22 protein-coding genes are annotated in these 19,826 nt (G+C 72.8%); 18 read left to right on the forward strand and 4 right to left on the reverse strand.

Annotated elements, in window-relative coordinates:
* Positions 1 to 67 precede the first annotated feature (67 nt).
* Both ACFWVP_RS06890 and ACFWVP_RS06895 read right to left on the reverse strand, forming a co-directional pair.
* Positions 68 to 1,657, reverse strand: coding sequence for a M16 family metallopeptidase (locus ACFWVP_RS06890; RefSeq protein WP_384494190.1), 1,590 nt, complete (start codon positions 1,655 to 1,657; stop codon positions 68 to 70).
* Between the two features lie 5 nt (positions 1,658 to 1,662).
* On the reverse strand, positions 1,663 to 2,610 hold the full coding sequence (locus tag ACFWVP_RS06895; protein ID WP_384494191.1) for a hypothetical protein: 948 nt from the start codon (positions 2,608 to 2,610) through the stop codon (positions 1,663 to 1,665).
* A 209-nt stretch (positions 2,611 to 2,819) separates the two neighbouring features.
* Between ACFWVP_RS06895 and glmS the strand changes: the two genes are divergently transcribed.
* The 8 genes from glmS to ACFWVP_RS06935 all read left to right on the forward strand — a co-directional run bounded on the left by glmS (position 2,820) and on the right by ACFWVP_RS06935 (position 10,277).
* Positions 2,820 to 4,667 carry a glutamine--fructose-6-phosphate transaminase (isomerizing) gene (gene glmS, locus ACFWVP_RS06900; RefSeq protein WP_384494193.1) on the forward strand — a complete coding sequence of 616 codons (1,848 nt, stop codon included), beginning with the start codon at positions 2,820 to 2,822 and terminating at the stop codon, positions 4,665 to 4,667.
* Between the two features lie 17 nt (positions 4,668 to 4,684).
* On the forward strand, positions 4,685 to 5,053 hold the full coding sequence (locus tag ACFWVP_RS06905) for a holo-ACP synthase (protein WP_384494369.1): 369 nt from the start codon (positions 4,685 to 4,687) through the stop codon (positions 5,051 to 5,053).
* 3 nt (positions 5,054 to 5,056) lie between these two features.
* The gene (locus tag ACFWVP_RS06910; RefSeq protein WP_384494195.1) at positions 5,057 to 6,502 is read left to right on the forward strand and encodes an NAD(P)H-hydrate dehydratase; all 1,446 of its coding nucleotides are present in this window, start codon (positions 5,057 to 5,059) and stop codon (positions 6,500 to 6,502) included.
* A 45-nt stretch (positions 6,503 to 6,547) separates the two neighbouring features.
* Entirely contained in the window at positions 6,548 to 6,934 is a 387-nt protein-coding gene (locus ACFWVP_RS06915) for a DUF488 domain-containing protein (RefSeq protein ID WP_384494197.1), read from the forward strand.
* A 62-nt stretch (positions 6,935 to 6,996) separates the two neighbouring features.
* A complete protein-coding gene (gene alr / locus ACFWVP_RS06920; protein WP_384494199.1) occupies positions 6,997 to 8,151 on the forward strand; it encodes an alanine racemase in 1,155 nt (384 codons plus the stop codon).
* A 39-nt stretch (positions 8,152 to 8,190) separates the two neighbouring features.
* On the forward strand, positions 8,191 to 9,402 hold the full coding sequence (locus tag ACFWVP_RS06925; RefSeq protein ID WP_384494201.1) for an alpha/beta fold hydrolase: 1,212 nt from the start codon (positions 8,191 to 8,193) through the stop codon (positions 9,400 to 9,402).
* An 18-nt stretch (positions 9,403 to 9,420) separates the two neighbouring features.
* Positions 9,421 to 9,954 carry a tRNA (adenosine(37)-N6)-threonylcarbamoyltransferase complex ATPase subunit type 1 TsaE gene (gene tsaE / locus ACFWVP_RS06930; RefSeq protein WP_384494202.1) on the forward strand — a complete coding sequence of 178 codons (534 nt, stop codon included), beginning with the start codon at positions 9,421 to 9,423 and terminating at the stop codon, positions 9,952 to 9,954.
* 128 nt (positions 9,955 to 10,082) lie between these two features.
* Positions 10,083 to 10,277, forward strand: coding sequence for a hypothetical protein (locus ACFWVP_RS06935; RefSeq protein ID WP_384494203.1), 195 nt, complete (start codon positions 10,083 to 10,085; stop codon positions 10,275 to 10,277).
* Positions 10,278 to 10,325: 48 nt separating this feature from the next.
* Here ACFWVP_RS06935 and ACFWVP_RS06940 read toward each other — a convergent pair whose 3' ends face one another.
* The gene (locus ACFWVP_RS06940; RefSeq protein WP_384494205.1) at positions 10,326 to 10,886 is read right to left on the reverse strand and encodes a hypothetical protein; all 561 of its coding nucleotides are present in this window, start codon (positions 10,884 to 10,886) and stop codon (positions 10,326 to 10,328) included.
* A 155-nt stretch (positions 10,887 to 11,041) separates the two neighbouring features.
* Here ACFWVP_RS06940 and tsaB point away from each other — a divergent pair, with 155 nt between their 5' ends.
* From tsaB to ACFWVP_RS06975, 7 genes are all read left to right on the forward strand, one after another.
* Positions 11,042 to 11,701, forward strand: coding sequence for a tRNA (adenosine(37)-N6)-threonylcarbamoyltransferase complex dimerization subunit type 1 TsaB (gene tsaB, locus ACFWVP_RS06945; RefSeq protein WP_384494206.1), 660 nt, complete (start codon positions 11,042 to 11,044; stop codon positions 11,699 to 11,701).
* Positions 11,698 to 12,186, forward strand: coding sequence for a ribosomal protein S18-alanine N-acetyltransferase (rimI, locus tag ACFWVP_RS06950; RefSeq protein WP_384494208.1), 489 nt, complete (start codon positions 11,698 to 11,700; stop codon positions 12,184 to 12,186). Before tsaB ends, rimI begins: the two co-directional genes overlap by 4 nt.
* A gap of 3 nt (positions 12,187 to 12,189) precedes the next feature.
* Complete coding sequence (tsaD, locus tag ACFWVP_RS06955) at positions 12,190 to 13,290, forward strand: tRNA (adenosine(37)-N6)-threonylcarbamoyltransferase complex transferase subunit TsaD (protein ID WP_384494209.1); 1,101 nt, start codon at positions 12,190 to 12,192, stop codon at positions 13,288 to 13,290.
* Positions 13,287 to 13,556, forward strand: a complete 270-nt coding sequence (locus ACFWVP_RS06960) for a hypothetical protein (protein ID WP_384494211.1) — start codon at positions 13,287 to 13,289, stop codon at positions 13,554 to 13,556. The genes tsaD and ACFWVP_RS06960 overlap by 4 nt, the downstream gene beginning before the upstream one ends.
* A gap of 123 nt (positions 13,557 to 13,679) precedes the next feature.
* Positions 13,680 to 14,144, forward strand: coding sequence for a VOC family protein (locus ACFWVP_RS06965; RefSeq protein WP_384494213.1), 465 nt, complete (start codon positions 13,680 to 13,682; stop codon positions 14,142 to 14,144).
* 70 nt (positions 14,145 to 14,214) lie between these two features.
* Positions 14,215 to 14,487, forward strand: a complete 273-nt coding sequence (locus ACFWVP_RS06970) for a DUF1876 domain-containing protein (protein ID WP_384494215.1) — start codon at positions 14,215 to 14,217, stop codon at positions 14,485 to 14,487.
* A gap of 275 nt (positions 14,488 to 14,762) precedes the next feature.
* Complete coding sequence (locus ACFWVP_RS06975) at positions 14,763 to 15,194, forward strand: hypothetical protein (protein ID WP_384494216.1); 432 nt, start codon at positions 14,763 to 14,765, stop codon at positions 15,192 to 15,194.
* Here ACFWVP_RS06975 and ACFWVP_RS06980 read toward each other — a convergent pair whose 3' ends face one another.
* The gene (locus ACFWVP_RS06980; protein WP_384494218.1) at positions 15,195 to 16,418 is read right to left on the reverse strand and encodes a methyltransferase domain-containing protein; all 1,224 of its coding nucleotides are present in this window, start codon (positions 16,416 to 16,418) and stop codon (positions 15,195 to 15,197) included.
* 90 nt (positions 16,419 to 16,508) lie between these two features.
* On the opposite strand from ACFWVP_RS06980, the gene ACFWVP_RS06985 reads away from it, so the two are divergent.
* From ACFWVP_RS06985 to groL, 3 genes are all read left to right on the forward strand, one after another.
* Positions 16,509 to 17,456 (forward strand): polysaccharide deacetylase family protein, encoded by a 948-nt coding sequence (locus ACFWVP_RS06985; RefSeq protein ID WP_384494220.1) that lies wholly within the window; start codon positions 16,509 to 16,511, stop codon positions 17,454 to 17,456.
* 267 nt (positions 17,457 to 17,723) lie between these two features.
* On the forward strand, positions 17,724 to 18,032 hold the full coding sequence (groES, locus tag ACFWVP_RS06990) for a co-chaperone GroES (RefSeq protein WP_003966899.1): 309 nt from the start codon (positions 17,724 to 17,726) through the stop codon (positions 18,030 to 18,032).
* Between the two features lie 98 nt (positions 18,033 to 18,130).
* A complete protein-coding gene (gene groL / locus ACFWVP_RS06995; RefSeq protein WP_384494222.1) occupies positions 18,131 to 19,753 on the forward strand; it encodes a chaperonin GroEL in 1,623 nt (540 codons plus the stop codon).
* Positions 19,754 to 19,826: the final 73 nt, after the last annotated feature.

Here is a 19,826-nt window from a genome sequence, read left to right on the forward strand (position 1 = left end):
ACACCGCATCCGCGATGTGGACCGACCTGCTGTCCCGGCGGCCATCGGGTGACGGCGGGGACCACCCTCACCCGCCCGCCGGCCCCCGCCGCCGTGCCGTCAGCCCCCGGACCGCCGTCCTGACGCGGGACAGCGCCGTCCGCCGGGTGCCGCCGCTCCTGTCCGGGTGCGGGATGTGGTCCGGGTCGCGGGGTGGCATGGGGATGACCGCCGAGGGTGGCACCGCCGCGTCGATGACGGCCGTGCGATCCGGGGTGAGGCCCTTGTAGAGGGTGGGCTCCACGCGGAGCTGGAAGCCGTCGAGGCCCGTGAGCTGCCGTCCGCCGTCCGGGTGGACGAGCAGGGCCGCGCAGGCGTCGTAGCGCACGGTGACCTGGCCGGACGGGGTTTCCAGGGTCACCGCCTCGGGGGACACGGTCAGCAGCGTCGAGGCGTCCGCCAGGGAGCGGTGCCGGCTGCCCTGGCCCGTCGGGGTGTCCGTGGACCACTGCGGTGCCTCGGTGAAGCCCGCCCAGTCCGCGCCCCGGCCGGGGACCTGGAGCAGTGCCGTGGAGTGCAGCTCGACGGCGACCTCGCGCAGGTCGTCCAGGGTGACGGCGGCGAGCTCGGCCCGGTGTTCGTCGGGGGTGAGGTTGCGGTGCCCGGTCAGCAGGTTCAGGGCGTACGAGGGCAGCCGGGCGGCCCCGAGGTCCGGGGTGTCGTACTGCTTGAGGACCTTGGCGCGGGCCGAGTCGAGCTCGGACCGCTCGACGGTGCCGGCCCGCAGCCGGGCCAGGGTGTCGACGAACCCGCCGACGACCGCGTCCTGCTTCTTCGGGAGCGCGTCGGCGACGGCCGTGATCGTCGCGAAGTCGTTGTCGCGCGGGCTGTAGTCGGCGTCGGCCACGTAGGAGTAGCCGCCCTTCTGGCGCAGGTCCGTGTAGAGCGCCCGGCCGAGCACCTCGGTGAAGAGCGAGGCGGCCGTGGAGCGCCGGACGATGCCGTCCAGGACGACACCGCCGCTGTCCCCGCCGATGTAGGCCGGGGTGACGGGCAGCGTGGACGTCGGCGCGGGCAGGGGGTGCCGGGTGCCGCGGGGGAGGGTGAGGTCGAGGCCCTCGGGGACGGTGTCCGAGGTGATCCACAGGACCGCGTTGTCGCGGGTGAAACGGGTCCGCGCCCAGTCGCGCACGGCCTCGGCCGTCAGGTGCCAGGTGCCGTGTTCGCTGTAGCTGCTGAGGCCGTAGCCCTGGGCTCCGTAACGCCACAGCGGCAGCTGGTGGTGGGGGCCGCGGCTGCGGCCCGCCGCCTCGGTGCGCAGGATCTCGCGTTCGGTCTCCAGCCGTTCCAGCGGCAGGTCGCACAGGGCCGCGCAGACGCCGTTGAGGTAGGCCGTGACCTCCTCGGGTGTGCCCGTGGCGTGGAAGTGGGTGTACGTGACGGCGGTGGCGCCGTTGAAGTGCAGGTCGGACAGGCCGTGGCGGTGCAGGGCGAGGTGTTCGACGAGATGGGTGATGCCCGTCGTGGCGAGCGTCTCGTCGGCGACACCGACCCGGAAGAGGAGCCCGGCGCCGACCGGTCCGGGCGACGCGACGAGCACCGTACGGATGCCGTCGACCTCGGTCTCACGGATGCCGGCCTCTCCCGCGTCGGCGCGCACGGGTGTTTCCTGGGACATCGAGCTCAGCCCTTCGCCAGTGCGGTCTTGCGGTGCTTGAGGAACTGGACCTCTTTGTCGCCCACGTAGTTCCAGGGCGACTCGGTGGCCCTGTCGCCGAGGGTGCGGAAGAACGGCGCGGCCTCACGGTGGTGACCGCCCAGGCTCAGCGCCCCGGCGAACTCGTTGTGGTCGGTGATCCACTGGAAGCCCGGCCGGTAGTCCGGATGCCGCACGGACCGGGCGGCGGCGGCCAGGATCTCGTCCCGGACCTCGGGCGACCGCAGATAGGTGCTGTGGCCCTCGTCGGCGTCCTCCAGCCAGCGCTCCAGGTGCACCGCGGCGATCAGCCGGCCCGCGTGGCTGCCGGGAGGCGCCGACTCCAGGCAGGCGCGCGCGAAACCGAACGCCTCCTCCCAGCTGCCGCCCCACTTGGGGCACAGCTTCTGGAGCATCGAGGACTGCGCGGAGATGTGGTGCGGGTGGTGCTCGGCCAGCCGGTCGTAGCGCCGCCGCACCTCGCTCTGCCCGAGCTGGAGCCCCCGCGCGGTGGTCAGCCGGGCCGCCCACGCCGGTGCGTACGCCGGGTGCTCGGCGCACACGTCGATGAGGAGCTGCTCCGCGCGCCGCAGCCACGCGTGGAACTGCTGGAACTGATCGCGCGAGACGTGCTCGGCCGTGTACGCGCTGCGGATGTCCCAGCCGGTGGTGATGTACTGCCGCGCGACCAGCGTGCGGGCGAGCGCGGACCGCGGGTGCCGCGCCGCGGCCTGTTCCAGGAACCGTGTGGTGGAGCTGATGGAGTCGACGACACCGGCGGCGACCGCGCGGTCGTCCTCGTCGTCGAGGAAGTCGAAGTAGTCCTCGACCGTCCCCCAGTCGCCGGCGAGGAGGGCGGCACGCAGGTCGGCGAGGGAGGGGATGCTGACGCACAGATTGAACTGCGCGCGTATCGGGGGTGCGGACGGAGACATGACGATCCTCGGACGGACGCGGCCGTTGCCGCACGGACTCGGAGGCCGAGGACGCGTGGGCACGCAGACGGGTGGCGGGCGGCGGTGCGGGGGGAAGCCGCAGGTTAGCAGCCAGTGCTGACAGGGCGACAGGCACTTTTCGGCGGCCCGCGGAACCCCGACACACGCCGGACCTGCGCAGCGACAGGAAGGGGCCTTATGGTGCCGATATGTGCGGAATCGTGGGTTACGTCGGTGGGCAGTCGGCGCAGGATGTCGTCGTCGCGGGGCTGAAGCGGCTGGAGTACCGGGGGTACGACTCCGCGGGGGTCGCCATCCTCTCGGACGGCGGGCTGGCCGGGGCGAAGAAGGCCGGAAAGCTCCTCAACCTGGAGAAGGAGCTCAAGGACCGGCCGCTGCCCGCCGGGAACACCGGTGTCGGGCACACCCGCTGGGCCACGCACGGCGGCCCGACCGACGCCAACGCGCACCCGCACCTCGACAACGCGGGCCGCGTCGCCGTCGTCCACAACGGGATCATCGAGAACTTCGCCGCCCTGCGCGAGGAGCTCGCCGGACGCGGCCACGCGCTGTCCTCCGAGACCGACACCGAGGTCGTCGCCCACCTGTTGGCGGAGGCGTACTCCTCGGCCGGTGACCTCGCCGAGGCCATGCGCCAGGTGTGCCGGCAGCTGCACGGCGCGTTCACCCTGGTCGCCGTGCACGCCGACGAGCCCGACACGGTCGTCGGGGCCCGGCGGAACTCGCCGCTGGTGGTGGGCGTCGGCGAGGGGGAGATGTTCCTGGCCTCCGACGTGGCCGCCTTCATCGCCCACACCCGGGACGCGATCGAGCTGGGCCAGGACCAGGTGGTGGAGCTGCGCCGGGACGGGGCCACCGTCACCGGCTTCGACGGCCGGCCCGCCGACGTACGCGCGTACCACGTGGACTGGGACGCCTCCGCCGCGGAGAAGGGCGGCTACACCTCCTTCATGCTCAAGGAGATCGCCGACCAGCCGAAGGCCGTCGCCGACACCCTCCTCGGCCGGATCGACGCCTCAGGCGCGCTCCACCTCGACGAGGTGCGGATCCCGCCGAGCGAGCTCAGGGAGGTCGACAAGGTCGTCATCATCGCCTGCGGGACCGCGTTCCACGCCGGGATGATCGCCAAGTACGCCATCGAGCACGTCACCCGGCTGCCCTGCGAGACGGAACTCGCCAGCGAGTTCCGCTACCGCGACCCGATCCTGGACCGGCACACCCTGGTCGTCGCGATCTCCCAGTCCGGCGAGACCATGGACACCCTGATGGCCCTGCGGCACGCCCGCGAACAGGGCGCGAAGGTCCTCGCCATCTGCAACACGAACGGCTCGACGATCCCGAGGGAGTCCGACGCCGTCCTCTACACCCACGCCGGGCCCGAGGTCGCCGTCGCCTCCACCAAGGCGTTCCTGACCCAGCTCGTCGCCTGCTACCTCGTCGCGCTCTACCTCGGACAGGTCCGCGGCACCAAGTGGGGCGACGAGATCCGCACCGTCGTCCGTCAGCTCTCCGAGATCCCCCGCCAGGTCGAGCAGGTCCTCGGGACCATGGAGCCCGTGCGCGCCCTCGCCCGCTCACTCGCCGACCGGGACACCGTCCTGTTCGTCGGCCGGCACGTCGGCTACCCGGTCGCCCTGGAGGGCGCGTTGAAGCTCAAGGAGCTCGCGTACATGCACGCGGAGGGCTTCGCCGCGGGCGAGCTCAAGCACGGGCCGATCGCCCTCATCGACGAAGGGCTGCCGGTCGTCGTGATCGTGCCGTCCCCGCGCGGCCGCTCCGTGCTCCACGACAAGATCGTGTCGAACATCCAGGAGATCAGGGCCCGGGGCGCCCGTACCGTCGTCATCGCCGAGGAGGGCGACGAGGCGGTCGTCCCGTACGCCGACCACCTCATCCGGATCCCCGCTACGCCTACGCTGCTTCAGCCGCTGGTCGCCACCGTGCCGTTGCAGGTCTTCGCCTGCGAACTGGCGACGGCCCGCGGCAACGAGGTGGACCAGCCGCGCAATCTGGCGAAGTCCGTGACCGTGGAGTAGTGGATGAGGGTGAGTACGTGATCATCGGGGTCGGGATCGACGTGGCGGAGATCGAACGGTTCGGCGCGGCACTGCGGCGGACGCCGCAGATGGCGGACCGCCTCTTCCTGGAGAGGGAACTGCTGCTGCCCAGCGGCGAGCGGCGCGGGATCGCCTCCCTCGCCGCCCGGTTCGCCGCCAAGGAGGCGCTGGCCAAGGCGCTCGGCGCCCCCGGCGGGCTGCTCTGGACGGACGCCGAGGTGTGCGTCGAGGAGAGCGGACAGCCCCGGCTGGAGGTGCGCGGCACGGTCGCGGCCCGCGCCGCCGAGCTGGGGGTGAAAGGCTGGCACGTGTCGCTCAGCCACGACGCGGGGGTGGCGTCGGCCGTGGTGATCGCGGAGGGTTGACCCATGCGACAGGCGTACAGCGTTTCGACCGTACGGGCCGCCGAGCAGGCGCTGATGGCACGACTGCCGGAGGGCGCCCTCATGCGGCGTGCCGCCGCCGGACTGGCGGTGGCCTGCGGCGACCTGCTCCGGCGCAACGGCCGGGTGTACGGGTCCCGCGTCCTCCTCCTCGTCGGCAGCGGTGACAACGGCGGCGACACGCTGTACGCCGGGGCCCGGCTGGCCCGCCGCGGGGCGGGCGTACGGGCCCTGCTGACCGCCCCGGAGAAGGTCCACCCGGGCGGACTGGCGGCCCTGCTCGCGGCCGGCGGGCAGGTCCTGGACACCCCCGACGGCCTCGGCCCCGTCGACCTCGTCGTCGACGGCATCACCGGGATCGGCGGCCGGGGCGGCCTGCGCCCCGACGCCGAGGCACTGGTGCGCGCCGTCACGACGGGCCACGCACCCGTGCTGGCCGTGGACCTGCCCAGCGGGGTCGAGGCGGACACCGGACAGGTGCCCGGCGCCGCCGTACGCGCGGACGCCACCGTCACCTTCGGCACGTACAAACCGGGCCTCCTCATCGACCCGGCCGCCGCCCGGGCGGGCGCGCTGCGCCTGGTCGACATCGGCCTGGGACCCGAACTGCCCGGACGCCCCGACCTGGAGGCCCTCCAGTACGCCGACGTCGCCGCCCTCCTGCCCGTGCCCGGCGCGGAGAGCGACAAGTACCGGCGCGGGGTGGTCGGCGTGGCCGCCGGCTCGGAGCGGTACCCGGGCGCCGCAGTCCTCGCGGTCGCGGGCGCGCTGCGCGGAGGAGCCGGAGCCGTGCGCTACTCCGGCCCCGGCGCGGACGCGGTGATCGCCCGCCACCCGGAGACCCTCGTGCACCCCGGGCCGCCGTCGAAGGCCGGACGGGTGCAGGCCTGGGTGGTCGGGCCCGGTCTCGGCGACTCCTCGGCGGCGGCCGGCGCGGTCCTGGACGTGCTGGCCTCGGACGTGCCCGTGCTCGTCGACGCGGACGGGCTGCGGCTGATGGACGCCGGGACCGTACGCGCGCGCACCGCCCCCACCGTGCTCACCCCGCACGCCGGGGAGGCCGCCGCGCTGCTCGGCGTCCCGCGCGAGGAGGTCGAGGCCGGGCGGCTCGCCGCCGTACGCGAACTGGCCGCGCGCTACGGCGCGACGGTGCTGCTCAAGGGGCCGACGACGCTGGTCGCGGAGGCCGGGGACGCACCGGTCCGGGTCAACCCGACGGGCACGTCCTGGCTGGCCACGGCAGGCAGCGGCGACGTGCTCTCCGGACTGGCCGGCTCACTGCTCGCCGCCGGACTGGCCCCGCGCGACGCGGCCTCCGTGGGCGCCTACCTGCACGGCCTCGCGGCCCGCCGCGCGTCCGACGGCGCGCCCGTCGCCGCGCAGGACGTCGCCGACGCGATCCCCGCGGCCTGGCGGGACGTGCGGGCCTGATCCACGCCGGCAGGACCAGGACGGCAGCGGAAAGGGTGATCGGACATGGACAGCGACGACGCCGTACGCGTACGCAGGGTGTACGACCCGCCGGAGGAGGACGACGGCACACGCGTCCTCGTCGACCGGCTCCGGCCGCGCGGGATCACCGAGGAGCACGCCGCCGTCGACGTGTGGGCCAAGGACGCCGCACCGTCGGCCGAGCTCCGCTCCTGGTACCACCAGGACCGCTCCGGGAAGCGGTACGACGACTTCGTCGACCGCTACCGCACCGAGCTCCGCGACCCGGCCCACGAGCAGGCCGTCGCCGAACTCCTCGGCCTGCTGCGTCAAGGCGGCCCCGTCACCCTCGTCACGGCCGTGAGGGACGTCGCGGCCAGTCATGTCCCGGTCCTCGTCGAGCACCTGGAACACGGGCTCGGGCACGGCTGACGCCTCACCGCACCCGGGAGGTCGAGGGCACCGGCGTACGGCTCTGAGACACTGGACGCGATATGAACGAGACAGCGTCCCTGAGAGCCCGTGCCGAGATCGACCTCGCCGCCCTGCGCGCCAACGTGCGCGCACTGCGTGCGCGGGCGTCCGGCGCGCAGCTCATGGCCGTGGTGAAGTCCGACGCGTACGGGCACGGGGCGCTGCCCTGCGCCAGGGCCGCGCTGGAGGCGGGCGCGACCTGGCTGGGCACCGCGACCCCGCAGGAGGCGCTCGCACTGCGCGCCGCCGGGATCGGCGGCCGGGTGATGTGCTGGCTGTGGACGCCCGGCGGGCCCTGGCGCGAGGCGATCGAGGCCGACATCGACGTGTCGGTGAGCGGCATGTGGGCGCTCGGCGAGGTCGTCGCCGCCGCCACCGAGGCCGGGATCCCGGCCCGGGTGCAGCTCAAGGCCGACACGGGCCTCGGGCGCAACGGCTGCCAGCCCGCCGACTGGCCGGAGCTCGTCGCCGCCGCCCGGACCGCCGAGGCCGCGGGCACCCTGCGCGTCACCGGCCTCTGGTCGCACCTCGCCTGCGCCGACGAGCCGGGCCACCCGTCGATCGCCGCCCAACTGGACGTGTTCCGCGACATGGTGGCGTACGCGGAGAAGGAGGGCGTCGAGCCGGAGGTGCGGCACATCGCGAACTCCCCGGCGCTGCTCACGGTGCCGGAGTCCCACTTCGACCTCGTCCGCACCGGGATCGCCATGTACGGCCTCTCGCCCGCACCCGAGCTGGGCACCCCGGCCGACTTCGGCCTGCGCCCCGTGATGACGCTCGCCGCCTCGGTGGCACTGGTCAAGCAGGTGCCGCCGGGCCACGGCATCAGCTACGGCCACCACTACACGACCTCCGCCGAGACGACCCTGGCCCTGGTGCCGGTCGGCTACGCGGACGGCATCCCGCGGCACGCCTCGGGCCGTGGCCCCGTGCTCCTCGCCGGCCGGCGACGGACGGTCGCGGGCCGCGTCGCGATGGACCAGTTCGTGGTCGACCTCGGCGGCGACACCCCCGAACCCGGCGACGAGGCGGTGCTGTTCGGGCCGGGGGACCGGGGCGAGCCGAGCGCCGAGGACTGGGCGGAGGCGGCCGGCACGATCGCGTACGAGATCGTCACGCGCATCGGCGGACGCGTACCCCGCGTCCATCTGCACGAGGCCCCCGACCGGGGCTGACCCGACGACCGCGACGACAACGGTGAGGAGCACGGCACGGTGAGCGAGACCAGCGCGGGGGACGTGGCGGCGACGGCGGTCGTCGTGGCGGCCGGCTGGCGGCGGGCGGGTATCGCCGGGGCGGCGATAGGTGTCATCGCCGCGGGCGCGGCCGCCGGCGTCGCCGTCGAGCGGCTCACGGTGGGCCGCGGCATGCGCAAGAAGGCCCGGCTCGCCCTGGACGCCTCCGGCCCGTACGGCTCCCTGCGCGGGATCCCGGGCCACGCCGTCGCCGACGACGGGACCGAGCTGTACTACGAGGTCGACGAGGTCGAGGACACCACCGGCACGGGCCGCTCCGGCGCGAACCCCGGCACCGGCCCGTCGCGCCGGCGCAGGCTCTTCGGCCGCAAGGCGCCCGGACCCGTCACCGTCGTCTTCAGCCACGGCTACTGCCTCAGCCAGGACTCCTGGCACTTCCAGCGGGCGGCCCTGCGCGGCCTGGTCCGTACCGTCCACTGGGACCAGCGCAGCCACGGCCGCTCCGAGCGGGGCAGGGCGCAGGCCGAGGGCGTGCCGGTCGGCATCGACCAGCTCGGCCGCGACCTGAGGGCGGTCATCGACGCGGCGGCCCCCGAAGGCCCGCTGGTGCTCGTCGGACACTCGATGGGCGGTATGACGATGATGGCGCTCGCCGACCGCTACCCGGAGCTGATCCGCGACCGGGTGGCCGCGGTCGCGTTCGTCGGCACGTCGAGCGGGAAGCTCGGCGAGGTGAACTTCGGCCTGCCCGTGGCGGGGGTGAACGCGGTGCGCCGGGTGCTGCCCGGTGTGCTGAAGGCGCTCGGGTCACAGGCGGAGCTGGTGGAGCGCGGCAGGCGGGCGACGGCCGACCTGTTCGCGGGGCTGATCAAGCGGTACTCGTTCGGATCGCGGGACGTGGACCCGGCGGTGTCCCGCTTCGCGGAGCGGCTCATCGAGGCCACCCCCATCGACGTGGTCGCCGAGTTCTACCCGGCGTTCACCGAGCACGACAAGAGCGGGGCGCTGCCCGCGTTCCGCGACGTCCCGGTGCTGATCCTGGCCGGCGACAAGGACCTGGTGACGCCCAGCTCGCACAGTGAGGCCATCGCGGACCAGCTCCCCGACGCCGAGCTGGTCATCGTGCCGGACGCCGGGCACCTGGTGATGCTGGAGCACCCGGAGACGGTCACCGACCGGCTCGCGGACCTGCTGGTGAGGATCGGAGCGGTTCCGGCCGAGGTGTCCTGATCCTCTAACGTTGCCCACATGGAAGCAGCGCAGAACGGCCCTGCGGCCGGCACCGCCGTACCCGGCACCGTCACCCTGGACCTCGCCGTGGAGTCCCCCGAACAGATGCTGGACCTCGGCCGCCTCATCGCCGGTGTGCTGGTCCCCGGCGACCTGGTGATGCTCTCCGGCGAGCTCGGCGCGGGCAAGACCACCCTGACCCGCGGGCTCGGCGAGGGCCTCGGCGTACGGGGTGCCGTCACCTCACCCACCTTCGTGATCGCCCGGGTCCACCCGTCGCTGGGCACGGGCCCCGCCTTGGTCCACGTCGACGCGTACCGCCTGGGCGGCGGGCTCGACGAGATGGAGGACCTGGACCTCGACGTGTCGCTGCCGGAGTCGGTGGTCGTCGTGGAGTGGGGCGACGGAAAGGTCGAGGAGCTGTCGGAGGACCGGCTGCGCGTCCTGATCCACCGCGCGGTCGGCGACACGGACGACGAGCGCCGGACCGTGACCCTCATGGGCATCGGGACACGGTGGAGCGGGCTACGGGAGGACCTGGCGAGAGCCTGACACCGGGGCGCTTTCCGACAGGCCGTCGGTAAAATGTTGCGCCGGGGGCGTCGGCCGTGGTCACATGGACGTGAGATCTGGTTAGGTCTGCCTAACCACGTCTCCCGCCGAAGCCCGAGGAGGCATGCATGCCGACACCCGAGCGCGAAGTGCAGCCGCAGTCGCCGCAGACGGATCCGCCGCCGGTGTCCGCGGTGTCGATGAAGGACCTGCTGGCCTCCTGCGCCGCGGCGACGGCGGTCTCGACGCCGCCCCGCGAGGCGCCCGAGGACGCGGAGGACTCCGTCGAGGACGATCGCGGCCAGGCGCGCGACGCGGCCTGACGAAGGGCTTGCCGCGGCCCGTCTCAGGGGCCGGGCCGGCAGACCGCGCTACGGGACGACGACGATCTTGGCGCCGACCGTCGCGAAGGCCCACAGCGCGTTGCCGTCGGCGCGCTTCATCCGCACGCCGCCGGTCTTCAGCGTCGGGTCGGGGCTCTCCATGGAGCCGTCCTGCGCGGCACTGAAGCCCACGGACACGTCGTCGACGTTCGCGAAACGCACCACGTGTTCGATCAGTACGCCGTCCGAGCCCTTGATGGTGCCCGAACGCGAGGTCACCGTGTAGACACCCGGCAGCGGGCTCACGGAGCTCGGCATGACGGCGAACGTCCGCAGCGACTTCTCCCCGGCGTCCACGATCCACACCCGCCGGTCCTTCAGCGCGTACACGACGCGGGCCCCGGAGTCGGAGTCCGCCGGGACCGCGAGAGGTTCCTTCGGGGCGGCGGGCTTCTCGCTGGGCTTCGCCGACGCGCTGCCGGAGGCCTCCGCCGAAGGGGTGGCCACCGATTCCGGCGCGTTCGCCGACGCCTGGTAGGCGAGGAAACAGACCGCGGCCACCGCCGCGGCGGTGAGCGCGGCCACGATTCCCGAGCTGCCCCTTGCCACCGTGAACTCCCTCGTCGCGCGCCCGCCGTCGCATGTCGTACAAGCATTTACGTCGTACACGTGTGTACCCGGGCGACGGTACCAGCAGCGGAAGGGCGGACCGGGACGCCGTACGGGCTGCCGTGACCGGGTCGGCGGAGCCGTAGGCTGTTCGTGTGCTCCTGCTCGCCGTGGATACCGCCACCCCCGCCGTCACCGTCGCCCTCCACGACGGGACCTCCGTCGTCGCCGAGACCGGCCAGGTCGACGCCCGAAGGCACGGGGAGCTCCTGCTGCCCGCCGTCGACCGTGTCCTCGCCGAGGCCGGGGTGACACTCGACGCCGTGACCGGCGTGGTCGTCGGCGTGGGCCCCGGCCCCTACACCGGGCTGCGCGTCGGTCTGGTCACCGCGGCGACGTTCGGCTCCGTCCTCTCCGTGCCCGTGCACGGGCTGTGCACCCTCGACGGCCTCGCGTACGCCGCACGGCGGGGCGGCCTCGAAGGCCCGTTCGCCGTCGCGACGGACGCGCGCCGCAAGGAGGTCTACTGGGCGCGCTACGAGGACGGCCGCACGAGCGGTGAACCCGCTGTCGACCGGCCCGCCGACGTCGCCGGACAGCTCGCCGGACTGCCCGTCGTCGGCGCGGGCGCCCTGCTCTACCCCGACTCCTTCCCGGACGCCCGGGGGCCGGAACACGTCTCCGCCGGCGCCCTCGCCGCCCTCGCCGCCGACCGCCTGGCCGCCGGGGAGGAGCTGCTGCCCCCGCAGCCGCTCTACCTGCGCAGGCCCGACGCCCAGGTGCCGAGGAACTACAAGGTGGTCACCCCCAAGTGACGACCGCGACCGCGGTGCTCCGCGAGATGCGCTGGTGGGACATCGACCCGGTGCTCGAGCTGGAGCACGAGCTGTTCCCCGAGGACGCCTGGTCGGCCGGCATGTTCTGGTCCGAGCTGGTGCGCTCCCGCGGCCCCCGGGCCACCCACCGCTACGTCGTCGCCGAGGACCCCGTCGACGGGCGGATCGTCGGCTACGCGGGCCTCGCCTCGGCCGGCGACCTCGCCGACGTGCAGACGATCGGCGTCAGCCGAGGCCAGTGGGGCGGCGGCCTCGGCTCCGAACTCCTGACCGACCTGCTCAGACACGCCACGGCCTTCGAGTGCGCCGCGGTGCTCCTGGAGGTCCGGGTCGACAACACCCGCGCGCAGAAGCTCTACGAACGCTTCGGCTTCGAACCCATCGGCTTCCGCCGGGGCTACTACCAGCCGGGGAACATCGACGCACTCGTCATGCGGCTGACCGTACAAGGAACAGAGACCTGACTGATGGCTGACGAACCGCTCGTACTCGGCATCGAGACCTCCTGCGACGAGACCGGCGTGGGCATCGTGCGCGGCACGACGCTGCTCGCCGACGCCGTCGCGTCCAGCGTCGACACGCACGCCCGCTTCGGCGGCGTCGTGCCGGAGATCGCCTCCCGGGCCCATCTGGAGTCGATGGTCCCCACCATCGAGCGCGCCCTGAAGGAGGCCGGGATCAGCGCCCGCGACCTCGACGGCATCGCGGTCACGGCCGGCCCCGGGCTCGCCGGGGCACTGCTCGTCGGAGTGTCGGCGGCGAAGGCGTACGCGTACGCGCTGAACAAGCCGTTGTACGGGGTGAACCACCTCGCCTCGCACATCTGCGTCGACCAGCTGGAGCACGGCCCGCTGCCCGAGCCGACGATGGCCCTGCTGGTCAGCGGCGGGCACTCCTCGCTGCTGCTGGCCCCGGACATCACCAGCGACGTACGCCCGCTGGGCGCCACGATCGACGACGCGGCGGGCGAGGCCTTCGACAAGATCGCCCGGGTGCTGCAGCTCGGCTTCCCCGGCGGCCCGGTCATCGACCGGCTGGCGAAGGAGGGTGACCCGAAGGCGATCGCGTTCCCGCGAGGGCTCAGCGGCTCGCGCGACCCGGCGTACGACTTCTCCTTCTCCGGGCTCAAGACGTCGGTGGCCCGCTGGATCGAGGCGAAGCGCGCGGCCGGCGAGGACGTGCCCGTACGGGACGTCGCCGCGTCCTTCCAGGAGGCCGTGGTGGACGTGCTGACCCGCAAGGCCGTGCGGGCCTGCAAGGACGAGGGCGTCGACCACCTGATGATCGGCGGCGGTGTCGCGGCCAACACGCGGCTGCGCGCCCTGGCCCAGGAGCGGTGCGAGCGGGCCGGGATCCGGCTGCGCATCCCCAGGCCCGGACTGTGCACGGACAACGGGGCGATGGTCGCCGCGCTCGGCGCGGAGATGGTCGCCCGCAACCGCCCGGCCTCGGACTGGGAGCTCTCCGCGGACTCCTCGCTGCCGGTCACCGAACCACACGTGCCGGGGGCGCACAGCCACACCCACGACCACGTGCACGAGGTCAGCAAGGACAACCTCTACTCATGACCGTCGCCCTGATGTGGGAGGCCCGCGCCACCGAGGGCCGGGGCGCCGAGCTCCTGGAGTGGGCCCGGGCCAGGACGGCCGAGCTGGCCCGGGAGCCGCTGCGCAGCGAGCTGCTGCGCGCCCCGCAGGACCGGGTGCTCGTCCTCACCTGGTGGGAGGCCGCCTACGACGACGAGCTGCCCGAGCTGCCCGAACCGGACCCCGGGCTGATCACCCGCGCGGTGCACCGCTGGCGCTTCGAGTCACTGGGTCCGGCGGACGGCTGAGACCTCCCCGGCGGACACGCCCCCTCCGCTCGCGCGGAGGGGGCGTGTCCCGATGAGTTTCCGGCGCGGGCCGGGTCTACCTTCCACAGCGTCGCGCCACACACCGTGTGAAGGAGAGACACCATGCAGAAGATCAAGCCCTGCCTTTGGTTCGACGACAAGGCCCAGGAAGCCGCGGAGTTCTACGTCTCCGTCTTCGGCGGAGACTCGCGCGTCGTCGACATCAGCTACTACGACGAGGCGTCCCCCGGGGAGGCCGGGACCGTGCTGACCGTTAATTTCGTGCTCGCCGGCCAGGAGTACATCGCGCTCAACGGCGGCCCGCAGTTCACCTTCAGCGAGGCCGTCTCGCTCAGCGTGGACTGCGCGGACCAGGAAGAGGTCGACACCCTGTGGGCGAAGCTCACCGAGGGCGGCGAGGAGAGCATGTGCGGCTGGCTGAAGGACAGGTACGGCCTGTCCTGGCAGATCGTCCCGCGCGTGCTGCCCGAACTGCTCGGCGGCCCCGACCCGGCCAGGGCGGAACGGGCCGTGAAGGCGATGCTCGGGATGCGCAAGCTGGACATCGAGGCCCTCCGCAACGCCTGAACCGGCCGCGCCGTGCGCCGCCCCGGGAACGGGCGCACCCTGGAAACAGGAATCCTGGGAGGTGACCGTCATGATGGAGACCACTGTCGGATGGCATATCGAGCTGGAATTCGAAGAGGACACCCACCGCACCCGCGCGGCCGCTCTTGTGCGGCTCGGTGACGGGACCGAGGTACGGGCCCACGGATACGCCAGCCGCCACCCCTCCGACACGGAACAGCCGAGGGTCGGCGAGGAGATCGCCGGCGCCCGCGCGCTCAACGAACTGGCCATGAAGCTGCTCACCAAGGCACACGACGAGATCGACGAGGCGTCAGGCCGGACGTCGTACCCGCTGACCTGACCCGGCCTGACCCGTCCCGGGCCGGCCTGACCGCCCGAACCGGTGGTGCCCGCGTCGGTGATGTCTGGGCCATGTCACGTCGTAATCCGCTACCGCCGCCCGTACCGCCCGAGGAGATCCGCACCTGGCCCGGCCGGAACACCCGGCGCCGGGACCGTGCGGTGATCCTCGGCGAACTGGTCACGATGTACATCGGGCCGGGTCGGCCCGGGAAACCGTGGATGTGGGCGGGGCCCGTCGCGTTGGGCTGATCGTGGACCGGCACCGTGCTGCTCATGCCGGAGGGGGCCCCGGACGCCGTCGGTGTGCTCGTCGCGATCCTCCGCATCGCCGTCGGCGCGTGCCTGACGATCCCGGCGGGCGTCTTCCTCGCCCCCGGCGCCACCAGGGACGGACAGGTGCGCCGGCTCCTGGAGGACTGGGGCGGGCTGGACCGCGACCCGGCCGGGGACCTGCCGCTGCACAGGCCCGCGTCGAGCCTCGCCCGGACGCTCCTGCCGTACCCGCTGTGCGCGGGCGGGCTGTTCGTGTGCGTGGTCGTCCCGGCGAAGGCCAGGGCGGGTCACGAGACGTACGGGCTGGTGGCCTGGCTGACGGGGCTCGGGCTCATCGCCTGGGCGACGGGACTGCCCGGCCTGCGCAGGGCGTACGCGCACCGGCGCCGGGTGCTCCGGACGGTGGGCCCCGGCCGGGCCCTCCGGGGCTGATCAGGGCCGCTTCACCGGCTGCCCGATCAGCATGGTCGGGGCCCCGGCCACCCGGGTCAGGAAGACGGTGGCCGCGTGCGGGCCCTGGAGTCTCATCTTCCGCCGCAGTTCCTCGGGTTCGACGGCGGAGCCGCGCTTCTTGACGGTCAGCACGCCGACCCGCCGCTCACGCAGCAGGGCCTTGAGCTTCTTCATGTTGAACGGCAACCGGTCGGTGATCTCGTACGCGGTCGTGCGGTCGGACACGTACAGCTCGTCGTTCGTGACGTACGCGATCGTCTCGTCGACCAGCCTGCCCCCGCACCGCTCCACGACGGCGGCGACCAGATGGGCGCGGATGACGGCGCCGTCGGGCTCGTACAGATAGCGGCCGACCGGCCCCACGGGCGGGGCGGGGAGCGGGGCGTCGGCGGTCAGGGTCGCGCGGGACGGCAGCAGGGTGGCCCGGAAACGTCCGGCGGTGAAGCCCTCGCCGAACCAGAGCACGGCCTCCTTCACATCACCGCCGTCCGAGATCCACTCGGCCTCGGCCTGCGGGCCGATCGCCTCGTGCGGGACACCCGGGGCGATCTTCAGCGCCGCGCGGGGAGCCCTCAGCGCCGCTTCGGTCGCCCAGGAGAGCGGGGGCGAGTAGGCCTCGGGATCGAAGATCCGGCCGCGTCCGCCGCGCCGCGCCGGATCGACGAAGACCGCGTCGTACCCGGACGTGTCGATCTCCGTGACGTCCGCGCGGCGCACCTCGACGAGGTCCTTGAGGCCCAGGGCCGCGGCGTTGGCGCGGGCGACCTCGGCGGTCAGCGGGTCGCGGTCCACGGCCAGCACCGAGATGCCCGCCCTGGCCAGCGCGATCGCGTCGCCACCGATCCCGCAGCACAGGTCGGCCACGCTCCGTACGCCGAGTCCGGCGAACCGCTCGGCGCGGTAGGCGGCGACCGAGGTCCGGGTCGCCTGCTCCACGCCGTTCGGGGTGAAGAACATGCGGTACGCGTCCGCCGCCCCGAACTTCGCCACCGCGCGCTGCCGCAGCCGCGCCTGGCCGAGCGCCGCCGACACCAGTCCGGCCGAGTGCGTGCGCCGCAGCCGCGTCGCCGTGGCCAGCTCCTGGGCGGGGTCATGGTCGCGCAGCTCCGCCAGCAGCGCCGCGCCCTCGGGGGTACGCAGGGCGGCGAATGCGGCGAGCGGGTCGGAAGGGTCTGCTGGGTCCGCAGGGAGGTGGGCGTTCACCGGTCCATTGTGAGCCAGCCGGGGGACGTGCCGGGCCCGCCGGAGGTGTCGGGGCGGAGGGCCGCCGACCGGCTGGCAGGATGCGGCGCCATGCAGCCAGTACGACAAAACGAAAAATCCGCCATGAAGCGGCACAAGCCGGTCCGCTCGGTTCTGGCGGCCCTGCTGGTCGCCGCCCTCGCCTCCGCATGCGCCGAAGGGGCGGACGGCGGTGGGGCGGGCCAGGGGCAGCGGGACCGGCCGGCCGTCGGCCGTCCCGGGGCGGCAGCCGCCGACGCGGCCAGGGCGGCGGAGGCCCGCGCCGAGCGGCTGAAACGGCAGCAGGCCGCGCGGGTGGCCGCGGCGAAGAAGTGGGGGCTGGCGAAGGTCCCGCTGACGGCCCCGCCGCCGCCCGCGCGGAAGCCGCGCATCACCACCCGCGAGGGGTTCGAGGTCGAGGGCGGGGACGCGCTGCCCCCGGTCTTCACCACCGTCCCGACCGAGGAACGGATCGTCTTCCTGACGATGGACGACGGCGCGGAGAAGGACCCCGAACTGCTGAGGATGATGACTGAGCTGGACATCCCGTACAGCGCCTTCCTCAGCGACTACGTGGTCAGCGACGACTACGGCTACTTCAAGGACATGCAGGCGCGCGGCGTCACCCTCAGCAACCACACCCTCAACCACCGCTATCTGCCCGGGCTCTCCGAGGCCGACCAGCGGCGGGAGATCTGCGGCGAGCAGGACAAGATCGAGAAGTACTTCGGGAAGCGGCCCACGCTCTTCAGGCCGCCGTTCGGCAACTACAACGGCGACACCCTGCGCATCGCCAAGTCCTGCGGCATCGAGGCCGTACCGCTGTGGGCGGCCGAGGCGTTCCCCGACCACATGGAGTGGCGCGAGTGGGACCGGGACCTGCACCCTGGCGACATCATCCTCACCCACTTCCGCGGACCCGGGGAATGGAAGGGATCCATGACCGACATGGTCCGCCGCGTCATGAAGACGATCACGGACAAGGGGTACGCCGTGGCCAAGCTGGAGGACTACGTCTGAGAGCCGGCCGCGCCCGGAACACCGCGGCCCTCTCCCGCGCTGTCCGGGCGTACGCCGGTCCCGGGGCGCCACGCGGGGGTGGTGAATTGGCACTCGGCTTGACCGAGTGCTAATCGCGGCCATAGTCTCAGTGCTGGCACTCCCCACTGGAGAGTGCCAGCACCACTGTGCGACACGGCAGGTCCGGCACCCGCGACGACGGATCGACCTGGTCGCCACCCACAGACTGTTAAACCCCGTGAGATCTCCGAAGGGGGAGACCGGATCGTGTCGACCACCAGCTCCAAGGTTGCGATCAAGCCGCTCGAGGACCGCATTGTGGTCCAGCCGCTCGACGCCGAGCAGACCACGGCTTCCGGCCTGGTTATTCCGGACACCGCCAAGGAGAAGCCCCAGGAGGGCGTCGTCCTGGCCGTGGGCCCGGGCCGCTTCGAGAACGGCGAGCGCCTTCCGCTCGACGTCAAGACCGGCGATGTCGTTCTGTACAGCAAGTACGGCGGCACCGAGGTGAAGTACAACGGCGAGGAGTACCTCGTCCTCTCGGCGCGCGACGTTCTCGCGATCGTCGAGAAGTAGTTCACCCACGTTTGCTTCTGTTCTGCGCCCCTGGCCCCCTGCGAAATAACTAGCCGGGCGGCGAGGGGCGCAGTTCGTTTGAGAGGACAGATCAGCCCATGGCGAAGATCCTGAAGTTCGACGAGGACGCCCGTCGCGCCCTTGAGCGCGGCGTCAACAAGCTTGCCGACACGGTGAAGGTGACGATCGGTCCGAAGGGCCGCAACGTCGTCATCGACAAGAAGTTCGGCGCCCCCACCATCACCAACGACGGTGTCACCATCGCGCGCGAGGTCGAGCTCGACGACCCGTTCGAGAACCTCGGTGCGCAGCTGGTGAAGGAGGTGGCGACCAAGACCAACGACGTAGCGGGTGACGGCACCACCACCGCCACCGTGCTCGCCCAGGCACTCGTCCGCGAGGGTCTGCGCAACGTCGCCGCGGGCGCGTCCCCGGCCGCCCTGAAGAAGGGCATCGACGCCGCCGTGAAGGCCGTGTCCGAGGAGCTCCTCGCGACCGCCCGCCCGATCGACGACAAGTCCGACATCGCCGCCGTGGCCGCGCTCTCCGCGCAGGACAGCCAGGTCGGCGAGCTCATCGCGGACGCGATGGACAAGGTCGGCAAGGACGGTGTCATCACCGTCGAGGAGTCCAACACCTTCGGTCTGGACCTCGAGTTCACCGAGGGCATGGCCTTCGACAAGGGCTACCTCTCCCCGTACATGGTGACCGACCAGGAGCGTATGGAGGCCGTCCTCGACGACCCGTACATCCTGATCCACCAGGGCAAGATCGGCTCCATCCAGGAGCTGCTCCCGCTGCTGGAGAAGGTCATCCAGGCCGGCGCCTCCAAGCCGCTCCTGATCATCGCCGAGGACGTCGAGGGCGAGGCGCTCTCCACCCTCGTCGTCAACAAGATCCGTGGCACCTTCAACGCCGTCGCGGTGAAGGCCCCGGGCTTCGGTGACCGCCGCAAGGCCATGCTCGGTGACATCGCCACCCTCACCGGTGCGACCGTCATCGCCGAAGAGGTCGGCCTCAAGCTCGACGGCGCCGGTCTCGACGTGCTGGGCACCGCCCGCCGCGTCACCGTCTCCAAGGACGACACGACCATCGTCGACGGCGGCGGCGACTCCGCCGACGTCAAGGGCCGCGTCAACCAGATCAAGGCCGAGATCGAGTCCACGGACTCCGACTGGGACCGTGAGAAGCTCCAGGAGCGCCTCGCGAAGCTGGCCGGCGGCGTGTGCGTGATCCGTGTCGGTGCCGCCACCGAGGTGGAGCTCAAGGAGAAGAAGCACCGTCTGGAGGACGCCATCTCCGCGACCCGCGCCGCGGTCGAGGAGGGCATCGTCTCCGGTGGTGGCTCCGCTCTGGTCCACGCCGTCAAGGTCCTCGAGGGCAACCTCGGCAAGACCGGCGACGAGGCCACGGGTGTCGCGGTCGTGCGCCGCGCCGCCGTCGAGCCGCTGCGCTGGATCGCGGAGAACGCGGGCCTCGAGGGCTACGTCATCACCTCGAAGGTCTCCGAGCTCGACAAGGGTCAGGGCTTCAACGCCGCGACCGGCGAGTACGGCGACCTGGTGAAGGCCGGCGTCATCGACCCGGTCAAGGTCACCCGCTCCGCCCTGGAGAACGCCGCTTCCATCGCGTCGCTGCTGCTCACGACCGAGACCCTGGTCGTCGAGAAGCCGGCCGAGGACGAGGCCGACGCCGGTCACGGCCACGGTCACTCCCACTAGTACGACCGTCACCGGTACGGACCGTACGCAGCCGAGGCCCGGTACCCCCGTCGCGGGGGCACCGGGCCTCGGC

The organism is Streptomyces sp. NPDC058637 (genome assembly GCF_042717325.1).
In the GTDB taxonomy this organism is placed as follows: Bacteria; Actinomycetota; Actinomycetes; order Streptomycetales; family Streptomycetaceae; genus Streptomyces.

Excerpts from the sequence above, each read along its gene's own strand:
- ACFWVP_RS06890 (WP_384494190.1), bottom strand. The coding sequence starts at position 1,657 with ATGTCCCAGGAAACACCCGTGCGCGCCGACGCGGGAGAGGCCGGCATC.
- ACFWVP_RS06895 (WP_384494191.1), bottom strand. The coding sequence starts at position 2,610 with ATGTCTCCGTCCGCACCCCCGATACGCGCGCAGTTCAATCTGTGCGTC.
- glmS (WP_384494193.1), top strand. The coding sequence starts at position 2,820 with ATGTGCGGAATCGTGGGTTACGTCGGTGGGCAGTCGGCGCAGGATGTC.
- ACFWVP_RS06910 (WP_384494195.1), top strand. The coding sequence starts at position 5,057 with ATGCGACAGGCGTACAGCGTTTCGACCGTACGGGCCGCCGAGCAGGCG.
- ACFWVP_RS06915 (WP_384494197.1), top strand. The coding sequence starts at position 6,548 with ATGGACAGCGACGACGCCGTACGCGTACGCAGGGTGTACGACCCGCCG.
- alr (WP_384494199.1), top strand. The coding sequence starts at position 6,997 with ATGAACGAGACAGCGTCCCTGAGAGCCCGTGCCGAGATCGACCTCGCC.
- tsaE (WP_384494202.1), top strand. The coding sequence starts at position 9,421 with ATGGAAGCAGCGCAGAACGGCCCTGCGGCCGGCACCGCCGTACCCGGC.
- ACFWVP_RS06935 (WP_384494203.1), top strand. The coding sequence starts at position 10,083 with ATGCCGACACCCGAGCGCGAAGTGCAGCCGCAGTCGCCGCAGACGGAT.
- tsaD (WP_384494209.1), top strand. The coding sequence starts at position 12,190 with ATGGCTGACGAACCGCTCGTACTCGGCATCGAGACCTCCTGCGACGAG.
- ACFWVP_RS06960 (WP_384494211.1), top strand. The coding sequence starts at position 13,287 with ATGACCGTCGCCCTGATGTGGGAGGCCCGCGCCACCGAGGGCCGGGGC.
- ACFWVP_RS06965 (WP_384494213.1), top strand. The coding sequence starts at position 13,680 with ATGCAGAAGATCAAGCCCTGCCTTTGGTTCGACGACAAGGCCCAGGAA.
- ACFWVP_RS06970 (WP_384494215.1), top strand. The coding sequence starts at position 14,215 with ATGATGGAGACCACTGTCGGATGGCATATCGAGCTGGAATTCGAAGAG.
- ACFWVP_RS06975 (WP_384494216.1), top strand. The coding sequence starts at position 14,763 with ATGCCGGAGGGGGCCCCGGACGCCGTCGGTGTGCTCGTCGCGATCCTC.
- ACFWVP_RS06985 (WP_384494220.1), top strand. The coding sequence starts at position 16,509 with ATGCAGCCAGTACGACAAAACGAAAAATCCGCCATGAAGCGGCACAAG.
- groL (WP_384494222.1), top strand. The coding sequence starts at position 18,131 with ATGGCGAAGATCCTGAAGTTCGACGAGGACGCCCGTCGCGCCCTTGAG.